General features: G+C 60.7%; 16 protein-coding genes. 2 read left to right on the top strand and 14 right to left on the bottom strand.

Going from position 1 to position 20,250, the window contains the following annotated elements:
• Positions 1–511 precede the first annotated feature (511 nt).
• Entirely contained in the window at positions 512–784 is a 273-nt protein-coding gene (locus ACFPN5_RS17610; protein ID WP_379785081.1) for a hypothetical protein, read from the top strand.
• A gap of 87 nt (positions 785–871) precedes the next feature.
• Here ACFPN5_RS17610 and ACFPN5_RS17605 read toward each other — a convergent pair whose 3' ends face one another.
• On the bottom strand, positions 872–3,643 hold the full coding sequence (locus tag ACFPN5_RS17605; RefSeq protein WP_379785080.1) for a YjbH domain-containing protein: 2,772 nt from the start codon (positions 3,641–3,643) through the stop codon (positions 872–874).
• 402 nt (positions 3,644–4,045) lie between these two features.
• On the opposite strand from ACFPN5_RS17605, the gene ACFPN5_RS17600 reads away from it, so the two are divergent.
• Positions 4,046–4,267: a hypothetical protein gene (locus ACFPN5_RS17600; RefSeq protein WP_379785079.1), complete on the top strand. Its 222-nt coding sequence runs from the start codon at positions 4,046–4,048 to the stop codon at positions 4,265–4,267.
• On the opposite strand, the gene ACFPN5_RS17595 is transcribed toward ACFPN5_RS17600, so the two are convergent.
• The 13 genes from ACFPN5_RS17595 to ACFPN5_RS17535 form a co-directional block, all read right to left on the bottom strand.
• Positions 4,264–6,231, bottom strand: a complete 1,968-nt coding sequence (locus ACFPN5_RS17595; protein ID WP_379785078.1) for a polysaccharide biosynthesis protein — start codon at positions 6,229–6,231, stop codon at positions 4,264–4,266. The genes ACFPN5_RS17600 and ACFPN5_RS17595 overlap by 4 nt on opposite strands.
• A 126-nt stretch (positions 6,232–6,357) precedes the next feature.
• Positions 6,358–7,536 (bottom strand): DegT/DnrJ/EryC1/StrS family aminotransferase, encoded by a 1,179-nt coding sequence (locus tag ACFPN5_RS17590; RefSeq protein ID WP_379785076.1) that lies wholly within the window; start codon positions 7,534–7,536, stop codon positions 6,358–6,360.
• Positions 7,537–7,584: 48 nt separating this feature from the next.
• Positions 7,585–8,226, bottom strand: coding sequence for an acetyltransferase (locus ACFPN5_RS17585; protein WP_379785075.1), 642 nt, complete (start codon positions 8,224–8,226; stop codon positions 7,585–7,587).
• Positions 8,227–8,232: 6 nt separating this feature from the next.
• Positions 8,233–8,826, bottom strand: coding sequence for a sugar transferase (locus ACFPN5_RS17580; protein ID WP_379785074.1), 594 nt, complete (start codon positions 8,824–8,826; stop codon positions 8,233–8,235).
• Positions 8,827–9,147: 321 nt separating this feature from the next.
• Entirely contained in the window at positions 9,148–10,368 is a 1,221-nt protein-coding gene (gene wecC / locus ACFPN5_RS17575) for a UDP-N-acetyl-D-mannosamine dehydrogenase (protein WP_379785073.1), read from the bottom strand.
• A gap of 1 nt (position 10,369) precedes the next feature.
• On the bottom strand, positions 10,370–11,494 hold the full coding sequence (gene wecB, locus ACFPN5_RS17570) for a non-hydrolyzing UDP-N-acetylglucosamine 2-epimerase (protein WP_379785734.1): 1,125 nt from the start codon (positions 11,492–11,494) through the stop codon (positions 10,370–10,372).
• A gap of 104 nt (positions 11,495–11,598) precedes the next feature.
• Positions 11,599–12,774: a glycosyltransferase family 4 protein gene (locus tag ACFPN5_RS17565; RefSeq protein WP_465263177.1), complete on the bottom strand. Its 1,176-nt coding sequence runs from the start codon at positions 12,772–12,774 to the stop codon at positions 11,599–11,601.
• 65 nt (positions 12,775–12,839) lie between these two features.
• The gene (locus ACFPN5_RS17560; protein WP_379785071.1) at positions 12,840–14,693 is read right to left on the bottom strand and encodes a heparinase II/III family protein; all 1,854 of its coding nucleotides are present in this window, start codon (positions 14,691–14,693) and stop codon (positions 12,840–12,842) included.
• A complete protein-coding gene (locus ACFPN5_RS17555; protein ID WP_379785070.1) occupies positions 14,693–16,852 on the bottom strand; it encodes a bi-domain-containing oxidoreductase in 2,160 nt (719 codons plus the stop codon). The genes ACFPN5_RS17560 and ACFPN5_RS17555 overlap by 1 nt, the downstream gene beginning before the upstream one ends.
• A gap of 16 nt (positions 16,853–16,868) precedes the next feature.
• Positions 16,869–17,621, bottom strand: coding sequence for an AglZ/HisF2 family acetamidino modification protein (locus ACFPN5_RS17550; protein WP_379785069.1), 753 nt, complete (start codon positions 17,619–17,621; stop codon positions 16,869–16,871).
• 3 nt (positions 17,622–17,624) lie between these two features.
• On the bottom strand, positions 17,625–18,239 hold the full coding sequence (gene hisH, locus ACFPN5_RS17545) for an imidazole glycerol phosphate synthase subunit HisH (RefSeq protein WP_379785067.1): 615 nt from the start codon (positions 18,237–18,239) through the stop codon (positions 17,625–17,627).
• Positions 18,236–19,369, bottom strand: a complete 1,134-nt coding sequence (locus tag ACFPN5_RS17540; protein WP_379785066.1) for an N-acetyl sugar amidotransferase — start codon at positions 19,367–19,369, stop codon at positions 18,236–18,238. Before ACFPN5_RS17540 ends, hisH begins: the two co-directional genes overlap by 4 nt.
• A 52-nt stretch (positions 19,370–19,421) precedes the next feature.
• Positions 19,422–20,246 carry a glycosyltransferase family 2 protein gene (locus ACFPN5_RS17535; RefSeq protein WP_379785065.1) on the bottom strand — a complete coding sequence of 275 codons (825 nt, stop codon included), beginning with the start codon at positions 20,244–20,246 and terminating at the stop codon, positions 19,422–19,424.
• Positions 20,247–20,250: the final 4 nt, after the last annotated feature.

Below are 20,250 nucleotides of genomic sequence, written 5' to 3'. Positions count from 1 at the left end.
GAAAGCAGTAGCGGTCCGAGCCGTGCGTGGAGGCGTCCCGAGTACGCATCCGCCGCCGCCTGCGCGACGCAACTGCCTGATCTTAAAGGAAATTTAACAAAAATCCCAGGCTTCGCGGAATGTCGCGACTAGCGTCGCTAGACTTTTTCATAACCTTTCCAGACACTTTATTACAACTTTTGACGTATTTCCGAGACGTTTTTCCTACCCACTTTTACACCCCGTTACACTTTATTTGCAGCTCTTCTACTGATTCATTTCCGTACGTTTAAATAGGTTTCTTCAGGTTATTTGACTAGCTAAAGGTCACCTAGTTAAGCAAGGCAAGGCCTAAGGACGGGACGACACCTCGTTTATTGTCGGCCATATCCACTACCGCCGTACCGATAGTTATGGGTTAGAAACAACGAAGGTTTCTTTTTTCCAAAAGCAACAAGTTTTAGTTGTTATAATTATGGAGCAATCATTGCACCCAACAGACTCTCTGTTAATCGTAAATAAGGACTATCACATGAAGAAGCTCCTCGCCCTGAGCGCAGCCCTGAGCCTGGTCTCGGCCCAAGCATTTGCACAAACCACCGAAACCCCAGCCGCACCGGCGACCCCTGCACCGGCAGCAGCCGCTCCAGCTGCAACCGGTCCTATGGCTAGCCTGTCGGCTGCCACCGGCCTGTCGACCGGCGCCCTGGTTGCTGTCGGCGTTGCTGTCGCAGCAACCGTTGCCGTCGTTGCCAGCAACGACGACGACTCGACCCCAAGCCACGCAACGCCTACCCACCACTAATCCAGACGGGCTTTATGCCCCGGGATGTGGATGGATAAAGAATGGCCGCGAAAGCGGCCATTCTTTTATCTGCCTTGCGTCCCCTGATCAGTAAGCGGTGTTCCAGCTGGCGCTCAAGGATTTTGCACCGGGCATTACCGCAAACTGCGATCGCGAATTATCGCGCTGCGCTTGCCACAACCAGCTGCCGATCGCATACCCGACAACACCCCCTGCCACGACATCGGATACCCAATGTTTCCGATCCGCGACTCGCCCGAGCGAACCGACGGCTGCCAATCCATACAGCCACGGCGCATCATATTCCTGGGCAAATGGCGTAACGGCGGCGAATGCCACTGCCGCGTGATTCGATGGGAAGGAAGTATCCGAGCGCTTGTCCGAACGGCTGAACGTGCAGCCGCAGGCGCCCTGCGCTTCGCCTGGACGCGTCCGCCCCACAATACGCTTGGTCAGCATCGACATGCCGGCCGAGGCGCCGATCGATTGCAGCGAAATGAGGCCGATGTTTTGCATGCGCGAATCGCCAAAGGCGACCGCGCCGGCGGCGGCACCGGCGAGTACGGCCGGCATGGCCGTGCCGACATCGCCCCAGGCATCCATGGCACGCGTGCCCTGGTGCTTGCTGACAAACCGGTCGACCGGTTTATCGAGCGCCGCACCCGCCAGCACGGCGCCGCCCGCCAGCATCGTCCCTTTTGCCCATTGCGGCAAGGTCGGCGAGGTGGATACCGATTGCTCCACGCGCCAGCGGAATTCGGGCCATGGGCTCGGCATCGTGCGCAGCGCCGGATTGACGCCCGGGTGATTCTGCTCGTCCTTGCGTTCCGCGAAATTACCAAGGCCGTCGACAGTCACCAGGTCGCGGCGCACATCTTCCATGATCTCGTACAGGTCTCCCGGGCTGGCAACCATCTGGCCGACGTCGCGCGTCCAGGGCGAAATGGCGAAACCGGCCGTGGACTGGGTATCGGACAGCAGCATGATGTTCAGCGGAACCGACAGGAAGATGCCCTTGTCGTTGTAGGGATCGCTCGGCGTGCCCGGACTCGTAATATCGTTGCCATTCGTCTTGGTGTACCAGGCGCCGATTTCAACACCGGAACGCAGGCGGCGCTTGAACTCCAGGCGCACCCCTTCATCCTTCGCAAGAAAACGTCCGGCTCTCGCCGTTACCGTAATGTCGTAGGGCAGCCGGTAATGCATGGCGCCGAGCGCGGTGACAGTGCGGTAATCGCGCTTGTCGAACAGGCCTTTGAAGCCGCGCTGCTCGAGGGCGTCGACGGTCAGGTCGGCCGCCCAGCGGGTGTCTTTCGGCAGATACAAGACCTGGCCGCCCACACCGCGATACATCTCTTCGTACAGCCCGCCGGAGACGCGTGCGTAAAGGCGCTCGTCGAGGGTCATGTATTTGTTCAACAGGGCGCGGTTGATCTTGAAGCGGCTGCCCCGCTTGTATTCCGCAATGTCGCTCCGGACGTGCGGCAGTTCGCTGTTCGACGCCTGGGTTACCCCCGAAATGTTCTCGAGCAGGCTGAGCTTGAATGAACTGTTGAAGTACAGGCCTTCGCCGAGGCGTTTGTCGTAGTTGGACACTGCCGCCAGCTCGTAGCGCAGCGCGCCGCTCGGGTCATTGAAGAAGAACGAGGCCCGCGGCGCGACCTTGAACTTGTTCGCCTCCCGGTCCTCCGACCTCAGCTGGACCATTTCGCCTTCGTGATTGACGCGCACGCCGAGCGCGCTGCCGTCTTCGCGCATCGCCGCAACCAGGCCTGCCTGGTCGTCCGCCACCTTGTCGGCCGGCGTCGAGTAGCGTACCAGCACGGTGTGCAGGAAGGCTTCGCGGCTGACGAGGCCCGTCAGATAATCGGTCAGACGCTGCAGGTCGAAGAATTCGTAAGTAACGACCGGTTGCTCGAGCCGGGTATAGGTAACGTGGATCGAACGCGTGCCCCGCGGTGCGAACGCCAGTGCAGTGCGCGTGGCGCGCCCTACCGCACGGCCCAGGTTGGAAATACGATTATTGGTCAGCGTCAGCCTGAGCGTGCCGCTGTCGAGTTCGACGCGGATATTCCTGAAGTTCTGCTTGGCCAGTGCCTGTACCAGTTGCGCCCCATGGCGCGTGTCTTTCTGCCATTCGGCGGCGCTGACGCGGGCCGGCGCATTCTTGGGCTGGAAGGGAGCCGGCTCCAGCAGTTTCGGCAGGAATTCGCGTTCCGAGAACGGGATGCTGACGTAGGCATTCGCGCTGAAGTGATCACGGTGGCGCGCGATTTGCGCGCCGAGCCAGCCCCAGCGGTATTCCAGCCCTAAAACGGGCCCGGCGGAGCGCTCGCCTGCCGCCGTTCGATCGGCCCGGTAATCGTTCTTGTAGTCGTTCGCATCGTATTCCGCCACCAAGGACAACCCAGGTACGCCAAGCGACGACCAACGCGCGCCGGCGAACAGGCCGTCCGGTCGCGGTGAGCCGCTCCCGACGCTCACCTCGATATTTCGCGCCGGCCCGAACGTCTTGGTCGCCACGATGTAGCGCCCTTTGAAGAGCTGCGTACCAAGCAAGTCGGTAGCGCCAACGGCGAGGGCCGGCATCCAGTGGCCTTCGGGCAGCAGCTGCAGCTTGGCGTCGACCACCTTGTCCTTGTTGCGGCCATACTCGCTGCCATAGCCGTTGGCCGCGCCTTCAAAACCTTGAACGCCGGTGATGCCAACGTACCGCCCCGTCAGTTGGAGGAACGGCAAGGCAGTCGTGGACACCCATAGCGAACTGTAAGGCTGGTCATAGGAGTAGCCCATGCTGAACGTGCCATCCTTTTCGACGACGGCACTTGGCATGTTGATATAACCGGACTGGCCTTGCACGCCTGGAGTCGCGGCTAATACATTCCCGCAGGAGAGCAGCAGGCAGCCGACATGAAGGATTTTCTGGGGAGGACAGATTTTTAGCAAAATGATTCTCAAAGACTACAAATACGAAGCGAGTTGATATTCTTCAAAGGTACAAGCAACATCGTCCATACACTTTAAAAGTTCCCCTAGGCAAATTTTAACAGAGGAGCGAGGGCTGACGATCGGGCGCACCGGGCCTGCGTCTGTGGTCGTACGCGACTGTTAACATGCGCGAAGCAGCTCCGGCGAACCGTGTCGTGTAGAAAATATAATGCGTGCTACACTCAGCCACAGTGCGTATGAAGCCCTGGGGTTTGGGCCTCGACAGCAGTAATTCAGGCATTTTTTCCACTTTATTTACCAGGCGAGACTCTCATGATTCAGATTGAACGGCTGCGCACGATGGCCCGGGACGCGATCGAGGAATATCAGTCCGCACTGGTCGCTGGCGGCGAGCCGACGTTCCCGCAATGGGCAGAAGACCTCCTCGCCGTATGCGACCATGCAGAAGTCGGTTTGCAATTCAGGTCGGTTGCTAGGACGACGGTTACTCCTGAACGCCGGCGTAACTGGCCGTCCCTGATGCGCGCGTCCTAGGCCGTCGCAGCAGCCGCCGTATTGGCACGGTTTTCGTCCGCGACCAGATCGCTGAGTTGTTTGAGGTGAACCCAGTCGACGATTTCGTCGGCGGGACGATAACCCGAGACCAGCGCTGCGAGTATCTGGCGGATCAGGTCGACATTGTTCAGGCTGAGCGCCACCTCGAGTGCCGCCAGCCGTTCCTGTAAATGGTCCCACCGCATTGCATGGTCGTGGGCTTTCATGATCCGCGGGTGCTGCGTTGGTGATGGATCGTCCCCGATCAGTAATTCCTCATAAAGCTTTTCTCCCGGACGCAGGCCAGTGATGTCGACTGCGATGTCGCCGTCCGGATTATGTTCGTCTCGCACAGACAGTCCCGACAACTCCACCATGCGGCGAGCGAGATCGATGATGCGTACAGGCGCGCCCATGTCCAGCACGAAGACGTCACCGCCCGTGGCCATGGCGCCCGCCTGGATGACCAGCTGCGCCGCTTCCGGGATCGTCATGAAGTAGCGCGTGATGTCGGCATGCGTCAAGGTAATTGGGCCGCCATCACGGATCTGCTGGCGGAACAGCGGGACCACCGATCCACTTGAGCCGAGTACGTTACCAAAACGTACCATCGAGAAACGCGTGCGCCCTCCTCCTTGAGCAAGGCCCTGCAATACCATTTCGGCCAGGCGTTTGCTTGCACCCATGATGTTGGTGGGGCGGACCGCTTTGTCGGTACTGATCAGTACGAAGTCGTTCACCAGGCATTCGGCGGCCACCCGTGCTGTCACCCAGGTACCCAACACATTGTTGCGCACGCCTTCTGCCGGATTATGTTCGACCAGTGGCACATGTTTGTACGCGGCTGCATGATAGACCGTGTCCGGCCGCCATGTGCGCATGATTTCGCGCATCCGTGCCTCATCGCGCACGGACGCCATCAATGGGAGGATACGAAGCCCTGTATTGCCCAGCTTGCGCTGCAACTCGTGGTGGATGCTGTACAGGGCGTATTCCGATACCTCGACCAGCAGCAGCGTATGTGGTGCCAGCCGGACGATTTGGCGGCACAGTTCGCTTCCGATGGAACCGCCTGCGCCGGTGACCAGCACGACTTTTCCGCGAATGTTCTGGTGTAGGAGATCGGCGTTTGGCGCGACCGGGTCGCGCCCGAGTAGGTCCTCGATATCGAGCTCGTGCAGGTCCTGCATATGAACTTTGCCCTGCGCCATTTCGATCAGGTCAGGGAGGGTCCGGACGTGCAATGGCAGCTTGAGCGCCTGGATCGAGCGCACCACTTCAGAACGCCGGGCGCGATCGACCGCAGGCATCGCCAGCAGCAGGTCGGTTATGCCGCGTTCGTGTACCAGTTCGGACAGGCGCGAGGGCGCATAGATCAGCAGGCCATTCATCGATGCACCGTGCAGCTTGGGCGAGTCGTCAACGAAAGCGCGCAAGACCATCTCGCGGCTGTTGGCCAGGGCACTGGCGAGTTGCCGGCCAGCCGTGCCGGCGCCGTAAATCACGACCTGTGGCAGGCTCTTGCGTCTAAGGATGCCGACATACATGCCGCCGAGCCAATAACGCGCCAGCAGCCGACTTGCTCCCACCATCACGAACAGCAGCACCGGAACATTAACGCCGAGGCTACGCGGAACCCCGTCTACGGCGATCAAGGAAAACAACACGAAATACACGATGCCAAAAGCGACGCATGCCTTGACCAGCGCGATAAGAGCCGCCTGGCCGGAGTAGCGGAAAATGGCGCGGTAGAACCCGCTGACGACGAACAGCGGCAACGCTACGCCGACGGCGACGCCGACGGCCGTCAACCTGGCCTCATCGACCAGTCCCCAGCTCTCGAGGCGCAAACCAAAGGCCAGCCAGACACACATCGCGCAAATAACGGTGTCCACGGCTAGCGCGAGAAGGCGCTTTGCAGGGCGCGGCAACGCGAGCAAATGGTCCGCTACTTTATTTATCATTACATCCTCCGGCCCAGTGGGCCTGCAATGCTTCATAGGAAGCAAAGACTTCGTGCCGCCGCGCTTCGCCAAATGACGATAGCTCGGTGGGCATCGCAGTGGTACGACGCATGGCGTCAAGTAACATTATCGACGGGCGGCCATCGCCAGGACGCGGTCGACCACCGTGCAGGTCCTGTCGATCTCGGCTCCGGTCAAGGTCGGGTGTACCAGGAACATCAGGCTGGTCTCGCCAAGCAGGCGCGCCCCCGCCATCGGCACTGCCGGCCGCCAGCCCGTGTCGTCGAATGCTGCCTCCTGATACACCTCAGAGCAGGACCCTTGGAAACAAGGAACGCCATGCCCCACGATTTCTTCGATGATGCGGTCCCGGCTCCAGCCTTCGGCAAGCATCTCCGGCTTGACATATACGTAACATTTGTAATGTGCATGTGTATTGCCAGGGGGTATCGCAGGCACGCGTACTGCCGAGTGGCTACGGCACACATTCAGGATTGCTTCAGCATTCGCTTTGCGTGCAGCGGTCCATTCGGGCATGCGGCGAAGCTGGATACGGCCCAGCACTGCTTGCATCTCGAGCATTCGCCAGTTGGTGCCAAAGCTTTCATGCAGCCACCGGAAGCCAGGGGCGTGCGCGCGCTCATATACCGCGGCAAAACTCTTGCCATGGTCCTTGAACGACCACATTGTCCGCCACAAGGTTTCGTCATTGCATGTAACCATCCCGCCTTCGCCGCCGGTCGTCATGATCTTGTCTTGGCAAAAGCTCCAAGCGCCGATATGGCCAATCGAGCCGACCATCTTGCCTTTGTATTTAGCGCCGTGCGCTTGTGCGCAGTCCTCGATCACCTTGAAGCCGTGCTGGCCGGCCAGCGCCATGATTGGATCCATATCGCAAGCCCATCCCGCCAAATGGACGCAAATGACCGCTTTTGTGCGAGGGGTCAGCACTTTTTCGATGGTCGAAGCGGAGATATTTCCACTATCGGTTTCAACGTCGGCGAAGACAGGCGTCGCGCCGGCGTTGACGACGCATGAAACGCTTGCAATGAAAGTGCGTGGAGTAACCACGACCTCGTCCCCGGGACCAATGTTCAAGGCTTTAAGCGCTACATCCAATGCCAGGGTGCCGTTGCTCAACGCGACAGCGTATTGTGTACCGCACCATGCTGCAAATTCTTTCTCGAACTCGCGGCACTCCGTCCCGGTCCAATAATTCACTTTATTGGACATTAGCACTCGTTGAACAGCATCACCTTCTTCAACGGTAAAGCTCGGCCAGGGAGAAAATGTAGTATTAAGCATCGAATGAATCTTTGAATGTATATTAAAAAAACGGGACTGTAGCGCCGATTATTTTTTTGCAAGTGGAGCCGCGGGGTTACCGACCACGGTCGCGCGATCCGCGACGGGTTTCACGACCACTGCACCCGCCCCGACCATCGCGCCGTCGCCAATACAGATTCCTTGCCGTACAGTTGCACCAATACCCACCCAGCTATTGACGCCCACCGTGACGTTCCCGGCCAAGTGCGCGCCGGGACTGATGTGGGCGCCGTCGGCCAGCCTGCAATCGTGATCCACAGTGGCTCCAGTATTAATAATGCAGGCTTTCCCGATACTGGCATCGGCATTCACCACTGCGCCCGCCATCACAACTGAACCTTCGCAAATTCGGGCGAATTGACTGACGCAAGCGCGTGGGTGAATGATCGTCGCGAGCTTGGCGCCGGCGTCCGCCAGTTCGGACTGTTTCAGGCACCGAACCGCAGCATTGCCGATCGAAACGGCGACACCGTCAAACTCCCGTAGGCACGCAAGTAACGCAGCTGTGTTTCCGGCGACCGGCCACGGTCCGTTCATCACGACTGCGGGCCACGCGTCATCAAAAAAGACTACTTCGCGCCATCCGGAGCACAGCGCGGCATCGGCGACGACTTTTCCATGGCCGCTCGCACCGAGCAGGGCTAATATGGTGCCTGGTTCGCTCATCATGACAACTTACGAATGCTCGCCGGTAAATTTCGACATGGTGGCTTCGCCTGCGGCGCTAATGCCGTCGCGCACAAGGACTTTTTTCACGGTCATCCACAGGATTCGGATATCGAGCCGAAGCGAACGGTTGTCCACGTACCATACGTCGAAACTAAATTTATCGGACCAGCTGATTGCATTGCGCCCATTAACCTGGGCCCAGCCCGTGATCCCGGGACGGGCCTCATGGCGCCGCGCCTCAAGCGCGGAATAAAGAGGCAGGTATTCCATCAAGAGCGGACGGGGCCCGACCAGGCTCATATCGCCCTTGAGCACGTTCCAGAGTTCAGGAAGTTCGTCCAGGCTGGTAGCGCGCATCCAACGCCCTAGTGGCAAAAGCCGGTCGGCGTCCGGCAACAGCTCGCCGTCATATCCACGCGCATCCGACATGGTTCGGAACTTGACCATTTCGAATGGTTTCCCACCCAATCCCGGGCGGACCTGGCGAAACAGCACAGGGCTACCGAGCTTTTTACGTACAACCAGAAAAAGGATTAACAAAGGCAGCGCCAAAACAAGGAGCGCCAGCGTTGCAACCACAATATCGAAAAGTCGTTTCATCGAACGCTCCTGTTACCGCAGAGCGGAAAGCCGGTGATTTTAACACCCCCTCTATAGCGACCTCAACTGCAAGTTTTAGTGAGAATTGCGGCAAAGATGAACAAAAATAATCGTATTTCCGCAAATTCGGGCCGATCAATTCGTCCATGCCGAATGACAGGCCGTATGCAACTTGGGCCAATATCCAGCGCGGCAAGGAAATGTTAAATCGCCCCAAGGGCAGCGGAAAACATCGCAGCAGACTCTTTTGTTGCAAGACAACAACACGAATACCCGGCAGCAGTTGGAATCACCCTGCAGCTGCCGGCGGCACTGCTGAACTCAGGCCGTCACGCCGCAAAAATCCAGTACAGTCAACTCGGCCAGTTTTCGCTTGACCTGAAGATCGAGGAATTGTCGATGTTTTACCAGCACCACGACCACATCGGCAGTGCGCAGTGCATCACTCAATTCCACGAGCTTGAATGAGGTGTGTTCTTCGATATTCGGCTCGACTGCAATAATCTCGTAGCCTTGTCCCTGCAGCGATTGCGCTATGTGCACCGCCGGCGATTCGCGCAGGTCATCGATATCGGGTTTGAATGCGAGGCCGAGGCAGGCGATCTTTGCTTTACGCCCGGTCCTGGCAGTCGAATCGGCGGCTGCGATCTTGATCTGGTCGATGGCCCACGCAGTCTTGTGGTTGTTGACTTCGCGTGCGGTCCGGATCAGTTTCGCGTTTTCCGGATCGCGGGCGACAATGAACCAGGGGTCGACTGCGATGCAATGGCCACCAACGCCGGCACCAGGCTGCAGGATACTCACGCGAGGATGGCGGTTCGCCAGTTGGATGAGGTCCCAGACGTCGATGCCTTCCTTAGCGCAAATCATCGACAGTTCATTGGCAAAAGCAATGTTCACGTCGCGGAAACTGTTCTCGGTCAGCTTGCACATCTCGGCGGTCTTTGCTTCGGTTTCCAGGACGGCACCGTGCACGAACGTGCGATAGAACTCCCCGACCACTTTCGTAGCCTCAGGCGTCAGGCCGCCGACGACGCGGTCGTTCTCAACCAGTTCGGTCATGATCTTCCCAGGCAGTACACGCTCCGGGCAGTAGGCCATATTGACCTGGCCAACGTCGACCCCGGCTTCCTGCAGTACCTCCGCCATGGCGGCTGTCGTTCCGACCGGCGAGGTCGATTCGAGGATCACCAGGTCGCCTGGTTTGATGAAGCCAGCAATGCTGCGCGTGGCAGCGAGCACATAGTCGATGTTTGGCTGAGGAATGCCTTCACCTTCGTGGAACGGTGTCGGTACGCAAACCATGTAGATGTCGGCAGCTTGCGGCGTGGTGAACGCCTTCAGGCGCCCGGCTGTAACGGCCGAACGCACGAAGGCATCCAGGTCGGGCTCGACGATATGGATTCGACCCTGGTTGATGGTGTCGACGGCATACGCGTTCAGGTCGACGCCGACGACGCTGTATCCGTTACTGGCGAGCAGCGCTGCGGTCGGCAGGCCGATATACCCAAGGCCGATCACGCAAATGGTTTTCTTGTTCATTTCAAATGTTCCTCAATACATTAATAATGCGCTCGCAAGCCTTGCCGTCGCCGTACGGGTTATGCGCGCGTGCCATGGACTTGTAGCTGTCAGGATTGTCGAGTAGTTCAGCAACATTGCTCACGATCCGGTCGCGGTCGGCTCCGACCAGGCGGACGGTTCCGGCCTGTACCGCTTCCGGCCGCTCGGTGACGTCACGCATGACGAGTACCGGCTTGCCAAGGCTCGGTGCCTCTTCCTGGATTCCGCCGCTGTCAGTCAGCACGATGTGCGCATGCTTGAGCAAGAAGACAAAAGGCTCGTAGTCGAGCGGCTCGACCAGATGGATGTTCGGCAGTCCGGCCAGCAGCCGGTTTACCGGCTCCTGCACGTTCGGATTCAGGTGCACCGGATAAACGAAATGCATGGCTGGATAGCGGTACGCCAACTCCTTCAGCCCTTCGCAGATCTGCAGGAAGCCGTTGCCGAAATTTTCGCGTCGATGCCCGGTGATCAGGATGAAGCGCCGGTTCTGCCAATCGAAGGGAAGACGTGCCCCTAGGAATTGCGTCAGCGCGGCTTTGCGTTCTTCGTCCGTATCGATCCGGTCCAATACCCACAGCAATGCGTCGATGACCGTGTTGCCGGTGACTTCGATGTGTGCCTCCGGCACCCGTTCATTGAGCAGGTTTTGCTTGCTGAAGGCTGTCGGGGCGAAATGCCAGCGCGTGACCTTGCTGGCTACCTGGCGATTGAGCTCTTCCGGGAACGGCGCATGCAGGTCATGCGTGCGCAAGCCCGCCTCGACGTGTCCGACCGGCACGCCACCATAGAAGCCCGCCATGGCCGAGGCCAGGGTGGTGGTGGTATCGCCATGCACGAGCAAGGCGGCGGGCTTGTACTCCTTCAGTACGTCGCGCATGCCGGTCAGCACCGAGGCGGTGACGTCGAACAAATCCTGGCCCGCCTTCATCAGGTTAAGGTCAATGTCCGGGGTGATACCGAATACCTGGAGGACCTGGTCCAGCATTTGCCGGTGCTGTGCCGTGACACAGACCAGCGTTTCGAACTCATCGGGACAGTTCTTCAGTGCGTAGTACAGTGGTGCCATTTTGATTGCTTCTGGCCTCGTGCCAAAAACAAGCATGATGCGTTTCTTTGAGTTCAAGACAATTCCGGAATTTGTGTAATGTAGGGCTGCACGAGGTCACGCCGGACGTTTGTCCGGTCGGGCCATCGAACTGTGTATGGTTAGGGTTGTGCCGGCTGCAAAGCGCGGTGGCGCGCGGTCTGTTCCAGCGTGTCGACCCAGCGGTCGGCCAACAGTGCGCGGCTGAATTCCCGTTCTGCGAGTGCTCGCCCGCGCTCACCCATCGGGCGCAGGGCGGCCCGGTCGTCGGCAGCGCGCTCGAGCGCATCGGCAAACGCACCAGGATCGTCTGGCGGTACAGAAAATCCGCACCGGTTTTCATCGATCATTCCCGCCAACCAGCCCGGATAGTTGTTCAGCACAGGCAGGCCGGCCGCGATGTAGTCGAAGAATTTGTTCGGTGAGGTGCCGTAATAGAAGGCCGACACATTGGCCAGGATTTGCAGGCCGACATCGGTGGACGCCATCAGGCCAGCGAGGCGGGCCTTGTTGACCGGGTCGTGGAACACGACATTGTCGAGTCCCTCGCGCTGGGCACGCGCCATCAGCCGCGGCTTGAGCTTGCCCTGCCCGATCAGCAATACCTTGATGTCGTCGCGCCCGCGACGCTTCAACTCGGCCGCTGCGTCCAGCACGGCGTCGAGGCCGTTGGCCATGCCGTGGGTACCCGCGAACACTGCCATCAGGTCGGTGCTCCTGATTTGCTCGGGGCGCCAGGGCTGGACCTCGGCAGTAAAGATACCGAGGTCGCAGCCGTTGGGCACCATTGCGATGCGCTCGCGGGCAACGCCCCGGTGCGCAATGCCTTCAACAATCCCTGGCGACAGGCCGATGCAGTTGTGGGCCGAGCGGTAGCTTGCCCATTCAAGCATCGACATCGCGCCGAGAATCAGGGGATTGCGAATGACACCCATCGCGCGCGGCAGTTCCGGCCACAGGTCGCGCACCTCAAACACAAAGGGTTTGCCGCGCAGCCAGCGCGCGAAGATACCCGGGATACCCGCAGTCAGTGGCGTCGTAGTGGCGAAAACGACGTCGTAGCTTTCACGGAAGGTGAGAGCGACGCTGCGTATGGCAAATTTTAGGAAGGTCAGTGCTCGTTTAGCGAGTCCGTCGGCGTTGGCATAGGCCAGGTCGAATTCGATGATATCGATCCCGTCGACCATGCCACGGCGGCGGCCATTTTCGAAAGCATGGGCGAGCCCGGTTTCGCCGCCGCCGTAGCTGCCACATACCATCGTGACGTCGTGGCCACGCGCGATCAGGCGCCGCGCCATTTCGTATGAACGGATGCCGGACGAACCCTTCGGGGTTGAAAAGTGTTGGTGAAAATATAATACCTTCATGATGTCCAGCTAATCTCCGTTGCCAGCGTACCTGCCTCGTGCACTTCGAGCTCGAGGACCGGTACTGCTGTTTTTTCCAAGTAATGTCGGGACTCCCAGCCCTCGACGAGTTCGCACCGCTTGAGAGGCATGCCTGCTTGCACTGTCAGCGCTTGCCCAGCCTGCGCGTTGATCAGCCTTGCGGTCGCGCCCGCGACCGTTAGTTGCCAGGCGCCAGGCGCCAGGCGCCAGCGCAATACCGCCTTCCCGAACTTTCCACCCAGCGTGTCGTCGACACGCAAGCGGCTTTCAGACAGGGTGATGCCGCGCTTGTGGTTGGCACCCTGCCCGTCGCGGTAGCCGGCCATGAAGCTCGCTCCGTCGCCGTTCTCCTGCAACCTGCCCTTCCAGCGTGTCTTGAGCCAGTCTCCGAGCAGGAAGCGGGTCAGGCGCGGCATCTGGTCGCGGTCGTCGAACTGCACGGTGTTGTGGGCAGCGGTGCCGCCGAAATACTGCTGCCATTTGGGATCGGTGTTGTAGCTGTAGGTCCCGGCGTCGCGCAGTACATTCTGCGCACCCACCCACAGGTCGAGGTGCAGGACGTCTGCCTGGCTGGGCCGGAAACGGAATCGCGGGTAGCGCAGCAGCGTCAGTGCCGCGCCGCGCCGCAGTACGGCGAAACCGCCGTCGTCGCCGCCCTGCTGCCCCGGCATCGGCGCCACCGAACCTGGCAGGGCCACGCCCAGCCAGCGCAGGGCATTGTTCCAGCTGCCCTCTGGCGCATAGGCGCGGCGGTTGCCGAACAGCGCCAGCGCCAGCTGCACGCTGGGACGGTGGTCGCGGTAGCCGGTGTCGGCCAGCTGCAGCAGGCGCGCGCCGTCGTTGGCACCCAGGTTTGGCGCGTCGCCAGTGGCGGCGTTGGTCAGGTGGCGCAGCCACTCGCCTGCCGCCAGCACCCGTGCTTGCAGGCGCGGCGACAGCTCCGGCAGCGCGAGCTGGCGGCGCCAGACTTCGACCAGGCAGAAGGTGTCGAGCATGACCCGATGGTAGTTCACCGAATACTGGCTAAAGCTGCCGTCCGTGCCGATCAGGCGCGCGGCGCGATTTTCCAGCCAGCGCCGGCCCATGCGGCCGTATGCGGCCCCGCCAGCCACGCCGAGCGCTGCCAGCCAGCTGCCACCGATATACAGCGCAGCCGCTTCCGAGGTGCCGTGGTTGTTGTCCTGCGCCATCGCGTACTGCACCGTTGGCGCGATGCGCTGCAGGTGCAGCTGCAAGGCGCTACGCAGGCCCGGGCAGGCATCGCGCACCTGGCCCAGCACCAGCGCCGCGCCGGCCAAGTGCATCACCCGGATCGACGCTTCCTGGCCGCACTTCCAGTTTGGTCCGGCATACGGGGGATTATTCGCGAACCAGTCGGCCAGCCAGGTATTGAGCCGCGCCAGCGCAGCCTGGTCGCCGTTTCGTGCACGCTGCGCGAAGGCCAGCACCCAGTCCATGCGCGACAGTTCCCACATCAGCTTAATGTCGCCGACCGCCGGGTCGAAGTCCGGGATCAGATACCAGGGCCGATGCGGGTCCGGCATGCGCTGTCCCGTCAGCGGATTGGCGAGCCAGTCCGGCGGCGCGTCCGAGATGGCGAACGGCCAGCGGCTGAACAGCATGCCGCTGTCCTGCCAGCCGCTGACCGGAGCCACGTCCGGCGGCGCCAGGCGCGACGGCGCGAAGAAAGGCCCCGCGGGCCCTTCCCCGCGCAGACGCCGTACCGGATTGAGCCCGGTACGCACGCCCGCGGAGTACGCGGTCGCACGCAGGATGTTGGGAATGCCCAGAGCCAGCGCAGTGCGGGCCTTCGTCAGCAGCAGGGACATCAGTACGCGTCTTGCTGCTGGCGCAGGATGCTTGCGGCCTCGATCGTGACGCGCGCGACTTCGAATATCTCCGCCGACGGGATCGCCGGCACGCCGCTCTCGACCGCCTTCAGGAAGGCTGCGGCGCAACCGGCCTGGCCCTTGTCCTGCTTCCACAGGTTCATCTTGCTGAAACCCGGCCAGCCGTAGCCGGTGAGCTTGCGGAAGTTGTCCAGCTGCAGGACGCGGCCGGCGGCGAACACCTCTACCCGCTCTTTCGGGAAACTGGCCGCGCCGTTGGCCAGGTACATGATGGTGCCGAATGAGCCGTCGGCGAAGCCGAGCGTGATCGCCGCCTTGTCCTCGGTGATCGCCACGCCTGGCGACGCGCCCATCCGGCGCGCCTGGATCGAGACGATCGGGCTGCCCGCCAGGAAGCGCATCAGGTCGATGAAGTGGCAAGCCTCGCCGATGATGCGCCCGCCGCCGCTGGCCTCATCCTGGGTCCAGTGGGTGGCCGGGATCGCGCCGGCGTTCATCGTCATGATGAAGGACTTCGGTTCCTTGACCGGCGCGAGCAGCGCCTTCATTTTCTGCACTTGCGGTGCGAAACGGCGGTTGAAGCCGACCATCACCTGCGGCCCGCCACGACCGGCCCCGGCGCCGGCATGCGCCAACCCGTAGGCCGCCTCGACCGCGGCCAGGCCGTCGAGGTCGATTGCCAGCGGCTTTTCGACAAAGACGTGCTTGCCGGCCTGGAGCGCCTGGGCCACGAAGCGCGCGTGCGTGTCGTGGCGCGTCACGATGGCCACCGAGTTGATCTCGCGGTTCGCGAGCATGGCGGTCACGTCGGTCGACGCTTCGGCGAAACCGGCCTTCTCGCCGTGGATGACGCCATTGATGCCGCCGGCGGTGACGATCGTGTGGAACTGGCCGCCGGCCGCCTTGAATGCCGGGATCAGCATGCGCGACGCATAATTGCCGGCGCCGATGAAGCCGAGCACCGGGCGCTGCGGTTCGAAGCGGGCGTCGGCCTTCAGTGGCACGCTGGTCGCCATGCGCCCGGCCCGCGGGGACTTGTATTGCAGCAGGATGCCAAGGCCGGATTTGTCGGCCGTCAGGCTGGCATACGCCTGCTCCGCGTCTTCGAACGCGAAACGATGGGTGATCAGCGGCGCCACGTCCAGCTGCTTGCTAGCAAGCATGTCGAGCACGGCTTCGAAGTTGCGCTGCTCGGTCCAGCGTACGAAACCGAGCGGGTAATCCTGGCCCTTTTCCTCGTACGACGGGTCGTAGCGGCCCGGACCATAAGAGCAGCTGACCTGGAAGCTGAGTTCTTTCTCGTAGAAGTCGGCGCGGTTCAGTTCCAGGCCGCTGACGCCCACGAGGATGATACGGCCGCGCTTGCGGCACATGCGCGCGCCTTGCGTGACGGGGTCGTTCGATTGGGTCGAGGCGGTGATGATCACGCCGTCGACGCCCTGGCCGCGGCTAAACGCCATTGCCGCTGCGATCGGGTCTTCGCCGATGGCGGGATTGCAGGTGTCGGCGCCAAACTGGCGCGCCAGGGCAAGCTTGGCGTTATCGAAGTCGATCGCCAGTACGCGGCAACCCTGCGCACGCAGCAGCTGCACTGTCAGCAGGCCGATCAGGCCGGCGCCGGTAACGACGAAGCATTCGCCCAGGGTCGGCTGGGCCAGCCTGATCCCCTGCAGGCCGATACTGGCCACCACCACGAACGAGGCGGACTCGTCGTCCACGCCGTCGGGAATGCGCGCCACCAGGTTCTTCGCCACCTTGACCACATCTGCGTGCGGACCATTCGAGACCACACGGTCGCCCGGCTTGAAGCCGGCCGCACCGGCGCCGGCCTCGATCACGACGCCGACGTTGCAATAGCCGAGCGGAAGCGGCTGGGCCAGCTTCGACTTGACCGCGTCGATCGTCGTCATCAGGCCGTCCGTGCGCACCTTCTCGAGCACCATCTTGACCTTTTCCGGCTGCTGGCGCGCCTTGTCCAGGTACGACGCCTTGCCGAAGCCGACCAGCATCCGTTCGGTGCCGGCGGAAATCAGGCTGGTCGTGGTGCCGATCAGCACGCTGCCATGGGAAACGCTCGGTGCCGGCGCTTCAGCGATATAGGTGGCGCCCTGGCCCATGTCCTGCAAAATTTGCTTCATTCTTTTTATTCCAAAATCAGCGCAGGCGACTCGGCCGCGCATAGTTAATCAAGACTGCGCGATACGGGCCCTTGAACACGAACATGCTGCCGGCGGCGGCGCCGGCAAGGCCGATCGTGTCGATCAGCTGCTGCATGTGGTCGCTGTTGCCCGCGCCGCCAAGGATGGTCAGCGGAATGGTCACGGCGGCGCGCACGCTCTTGGCCAGGTCGAGGTCATACCCCGACATTTCGCCGTCGCGGTCAATCATGTTGATGACGATCTCGCCCGCGCCAAGCGCCTCGGCCTGGCGGCAGAACTCGATCAGGTTGACCCTGCTCTTTTCGCGGCCGTTGTGCGTATAGACGGTATATCCACCCAGGAACTTGTTCTTGCGGACGTCGAGCGTGACCACCACGCTTTGCGAGCCGACGGCCTGGGCAATCTCTTGGATGAGCTCAGGACGGGCGAGCGCGGCCGCGCTGATCGACACCTTTTCGAAGCCAAGCGCGATGATCTCTGCCGCCAGTGCGGCGCTGGCGACGCCGCCGCCGTAGCACAGCGGCATGCGCGACTCGACCGCAAGGCTTTTCAGCAATTTGAGGTTGGGTCCGCGCCCCTGGGCGGTAGCGTCGATATCGATAAACATCAGCTCATCGACTTCCTTCTCATTGAAAATCTTTACCGCATTGAGCGGATCGCCAACGTATTTTGGTTCCTTGAACTGGCGGGTTTTCACCAGGCCGCTGTCCTGCATCAGGAGGCACGGGATAATTCGGGATCGCAGCATCGGTTACAGCTCCGCAAAGTTTCTGAAAACGCGTACGCCATTCGCGTGACTTTTTTCAGGATGGAATTGCATTCCAAATACGTTGTCGCGGGCGACAGCACAGGTCAATTCATTTCCGTACTCCACTGTCGCGGCCACGTTGTCTGCCGCGGCTGCGTCGAAGTAGTAGCTGTGCAGGAAGTAAAAGCCGCGCTCGCTGTCGACACCGTCGAACAGGTGGGCACCATCGCGCGGCTTCACCGAGTTCCAGCCCATGTGCGGCAGCTTCGGGTTGGCCGGGAGCGTGCTGGCATCGATCCGGCGGATATGGCCCGGGATCCAGCCCAGCCCCGACAGTTCTCCCTCGTCGCTCGAATCGCCGAGGATCTGCATGCCGACGCAGATGCCCATGACTTTCTTCTTCCTGACCAGGACCTGCTCGTTGAGCATGTCCAGCATGCCGGATTTGTTCAGGTAGCTCATCGTCGCGTCGAAGGCACCAACCCCTGGCAGGATGTAGCGTTCGGCCGCGGCCAGCTCGGCCAGGTCGCCGGTCACGACGTGCGGGATCTTCAGCTGCTTGTAGATATTGGCGATGGCGCCGACATTACCCGAGCCGTAATTGATAATGGCGATCATCGCTTGACCGACCTCTCGACGCCAAGCATCTTCAGCGCCTTCGCACCCAGGTCGAACATCCATTCCTGGTTCTTGTAATCCTTGTAGGTCTTCTTCGGCATCGTGTGATAGCTGCGCAGCTCCTCGACGGTGATGCCGAGCTTGGTCGCGATGTATTCGAAATCCTCATCGATCGTGGCCGGATCGTAGGCAGGCTGCTCCAGCTTTGCCAGTGCCTCGGCACGCGTCATCTGGCCCGTCTGGATCAGGCTCGAGAACTGGACGCGGCGCGTGTCGTAGCCGAAACGGGTCGGCAGCCAGTACGCCTCGAAGAAGCGGGTAAAGCGCGATTCGAAGTGCTTCTGGGGATAAGGACGCCAGTCGTACGTCTCCGACAGCACCTTGATGGCATGCTCTTTCGTGTACGGCAGGTAGTTCAGGGGCTTGACGACCTGCACCCCCCGGATGTGGCGCAGATAGACCTTATGGAACAGCACGCTGCTGAACGGATAGGTTTTCAGTGGCCGCGTACCGAACTGCCCGTGGATATCGCGCAGTTGCGCCATGTCTGTTCCGTAATACAGCCATTCCTTCGGGTTGCGCACGCACTCGGTCGAGAAATTGCCACCGTTGATGATGTACTTGATGTTGTGCTTGTTCGCGAAATGGTACAGGGTCGCTACGAACGCATGGTCCTGCGGAATATCGAGGTGCGGCACGCCGGCCTTGAAGAACGACAGCTGGAAGTCCTTCATCTCTTCCCAGTTGATTACCTCGGTGTACAGGTCCAGGCCGAGCTTGTCGACCAGCATCTGGATATTGTTCACCGCAAGGTCGGTGTTCCAGCCGCCGTCGACGTGGAACACCAGTGGGCGCAGTCCGAATTCGGTCACGGCCAGGTGCAGCAGGTAGGAGCTGTCGAGGCCTCCGCTCATGCCGATAATGGAGTCAAACGGCTTGCCCTTGCCAGATTTCTTGATCTCTTCAATCTGCGCGCGGAACATTGCCTTGCCAGCATCATTCGGATGCCAATTCGGGCGTACGTCGGTTTCAAAACCGTTGCAGTGATCGCAGACGCCGTTGGCGTCGAAGGTGATCTTGCTGTCGCTGGTGTCCATCACACAGCTGGTACAAACTTGATACTCACTCATGAATTTCCTAGCTGCGCCGGCCGTCCACTGACCGCCAGGCGCCTGATTGTTATTAACCGAAGACTTTGACGTATTTGCGATATTCGCGATGCGCGTCCCGCGCGAAAATCCAGCGCTGCTTGCTCGGCAACTTGGCCAGCGACGCATGCCAGTGATGCACGATCTGGAGGCATGGGTCGTAGTAGACCTGGGTTCCGACGTCGCTCAACTGCTTGCTCAAAAAATACTCTTCCGACATCAGGAAGGTCGGGGCCCACAACTCCTCGAAGCGCTCGAAAAAGCGCGGCGTCAGGAGATAGACGGAACCATGTCCTTGGTAAATCGGGCGAGCTTCCTGCCAATGGGTTTCGTCGGAACGCTTGGATATCGACGGCAGCATCCCGGCAACTTTCTGGATCAGCATGCCCAGGTGGTAATTCGCGTAATACAGGTCATAAAAGATTTCGCGGACCGTGCTAATCGCGGAGATGACGTGTGGGTTCTGATGGTGGCCGTCGACCGTGATAACGTCCGGCGAAATCACCATATGCTTTTCCAGTCGCGGCGCGTTGCGCAGCAATTTTTCGCTGAAATCGAGCGGGAATTCAAGGTCGTTGTTACCAATGATCGCCCAGGCCAGCGTCGGGTGCAGGCGGCGCATTTCCCTGATCCCGGCATTAAGCCCGCGAAAATACCCGACATTGTCTTTACGAAGCAAGAGGGTTACCGATGGAAATTCCTCCTTCAGCCGACGCAGTTCGTCGACGTTCTGTTCGTTCGACGCATTGTCGACCACAAAAATACGGTACTCGCAGCCCTCGCTGGCGAGTAGCGTGCGAACGGCGCCTCGAGTAAAGGCGCTGTTGTTGAAGTTAGTGCAAACGTATCCGATTTCCATAATT

Source organism: Massilia niabensis (assembly GCF_042655085.1).
In the GTDB taxonomy this organism is placed as follows: domain Bacteria; phylum Pseudomonadota; class Gammaproteobacteria; order Burkholderiales; family Burkholderiaceae_D; genus Telluria; species Telluria niabensis.
This window is presented reverse-complemented; position numbering and strand designations above follow the sequence as displayed.

What these genes read in the sequence shown, in the direction of transcription:
- ACFPN5_RS17535 (WP_379785065.1), bottom strand. Translation starts at nt 20,246, where the DNA reads ATGGAAATCGGATACGTTTGCACTAACTTCAACAACAGCGCCTTTACT.
- ACFPN5_RS17565 (WP_465263177.1), bottom strand. Translation starts at nt 12,774, where the DNA reads ATGGCGCGGCGCCTGATCGCGCGTGGCCACGACGTCACGATGGTATGT.
- ACFPN5_RS17610 (WP_379785081.1), top strand. Translation starts at nt 512, where the DNA reads ATGAAGAAGCTCCTCGCCCTGAGCGCAGCCCTGAGCCTGGTCTCGGCC.
- ACFPN5_RS17585 (WP_379785075.1), bottom strand. Translation starts at nt 8,226, where the DNA reads ATGATGAGCGAACCAGGCACCATATTAGCCCTGCTCGGTGCGAGCGGC.
- ACFPN5_RS17555 (WP_379785070.1), bottom strand. Translation starts at nt 16,852, where the DNA reads ATGAAGCAAATTTTGCAGGACATGGGCCAGGGCGCCACCTATATCGCT.
- ACFPN5_RS17590 (WP_379785076.1), bottom strand. Translation starts at nt 7,536, where the DNA reads ATGCTTAATACTACATTTTCTCCCTGGCCGAGCTTTACCGTTGAAGAA.
- wecB (WP_379785734.1), bottom strand. Translation starts at nt 11,494, where the DNA reads ATGCTTGTTTTTGGCACGAGGCCAGAAGCAATCAAAATGGCACCACTG.
- wecC (WP_379785073.1), bottom strand. Translation starts at nt 10,368, where the DNA reads ATGAACAAGAAAACCATTTGCGTGATCGGCCTTGGGTATATCGGCCTG.
- hisH (WP_379785067.1), bottom strand. Translation starts at nt 18,239, where the DNA reads ATGATCGCCATTATCAATTACGGCTCGGGTAATGTCGGCGCCATCGCC.
- ACFPN5_RS17595 (WP_379785078.1), bottom strand. Translation starts at nt 6,231, where the DNA reads ATGATAAATAAAGTAGCGGACCATTTGCTCGCGTTGCCGCGCCCTGCA.
- ACFPN5_RS17540 (WP_379785066.1), bottom strand. Translation starts at nt 19,369, where the DNA reads ATGAGTGAGTATCAAGTTTGTACCAGCTGTGTGATGGACACCAGCGAC.
- ACFPN5_RS17600 (WP_379785079.1), top strand. Translation starts at nt 4,046, where the DNA reads ATGATTCAGATTGAACGGCTGCGCACGATGGCCCGGGACGCGATCGAG.
- ACFPN5_RS17560 (WP_379785071.1), bottom strand. Translation starts at nt 14,693, where the DNA reads ATGTCCCTGCTGCTGACGAAGGCCCGCACTGCGCTGGCTCTGGGCATT.
- ACFPN5_RS17580 (WP_379785074.1), bottom strand. Translation starts at nt 8,826, where the DNA reads ATGAAACGACTTTTCGATATTGTGGTTGCAACGCTGGCGCTCCTTGTT.
- ACFPN5_RS17550 (WP_379785069.1), bottom strand. Translation starts at nt 17,621, where the DNA reads ATGCTGCGATCCCGAATTATCCCGTGCCTCCTGATGCAGGACAGCGGC.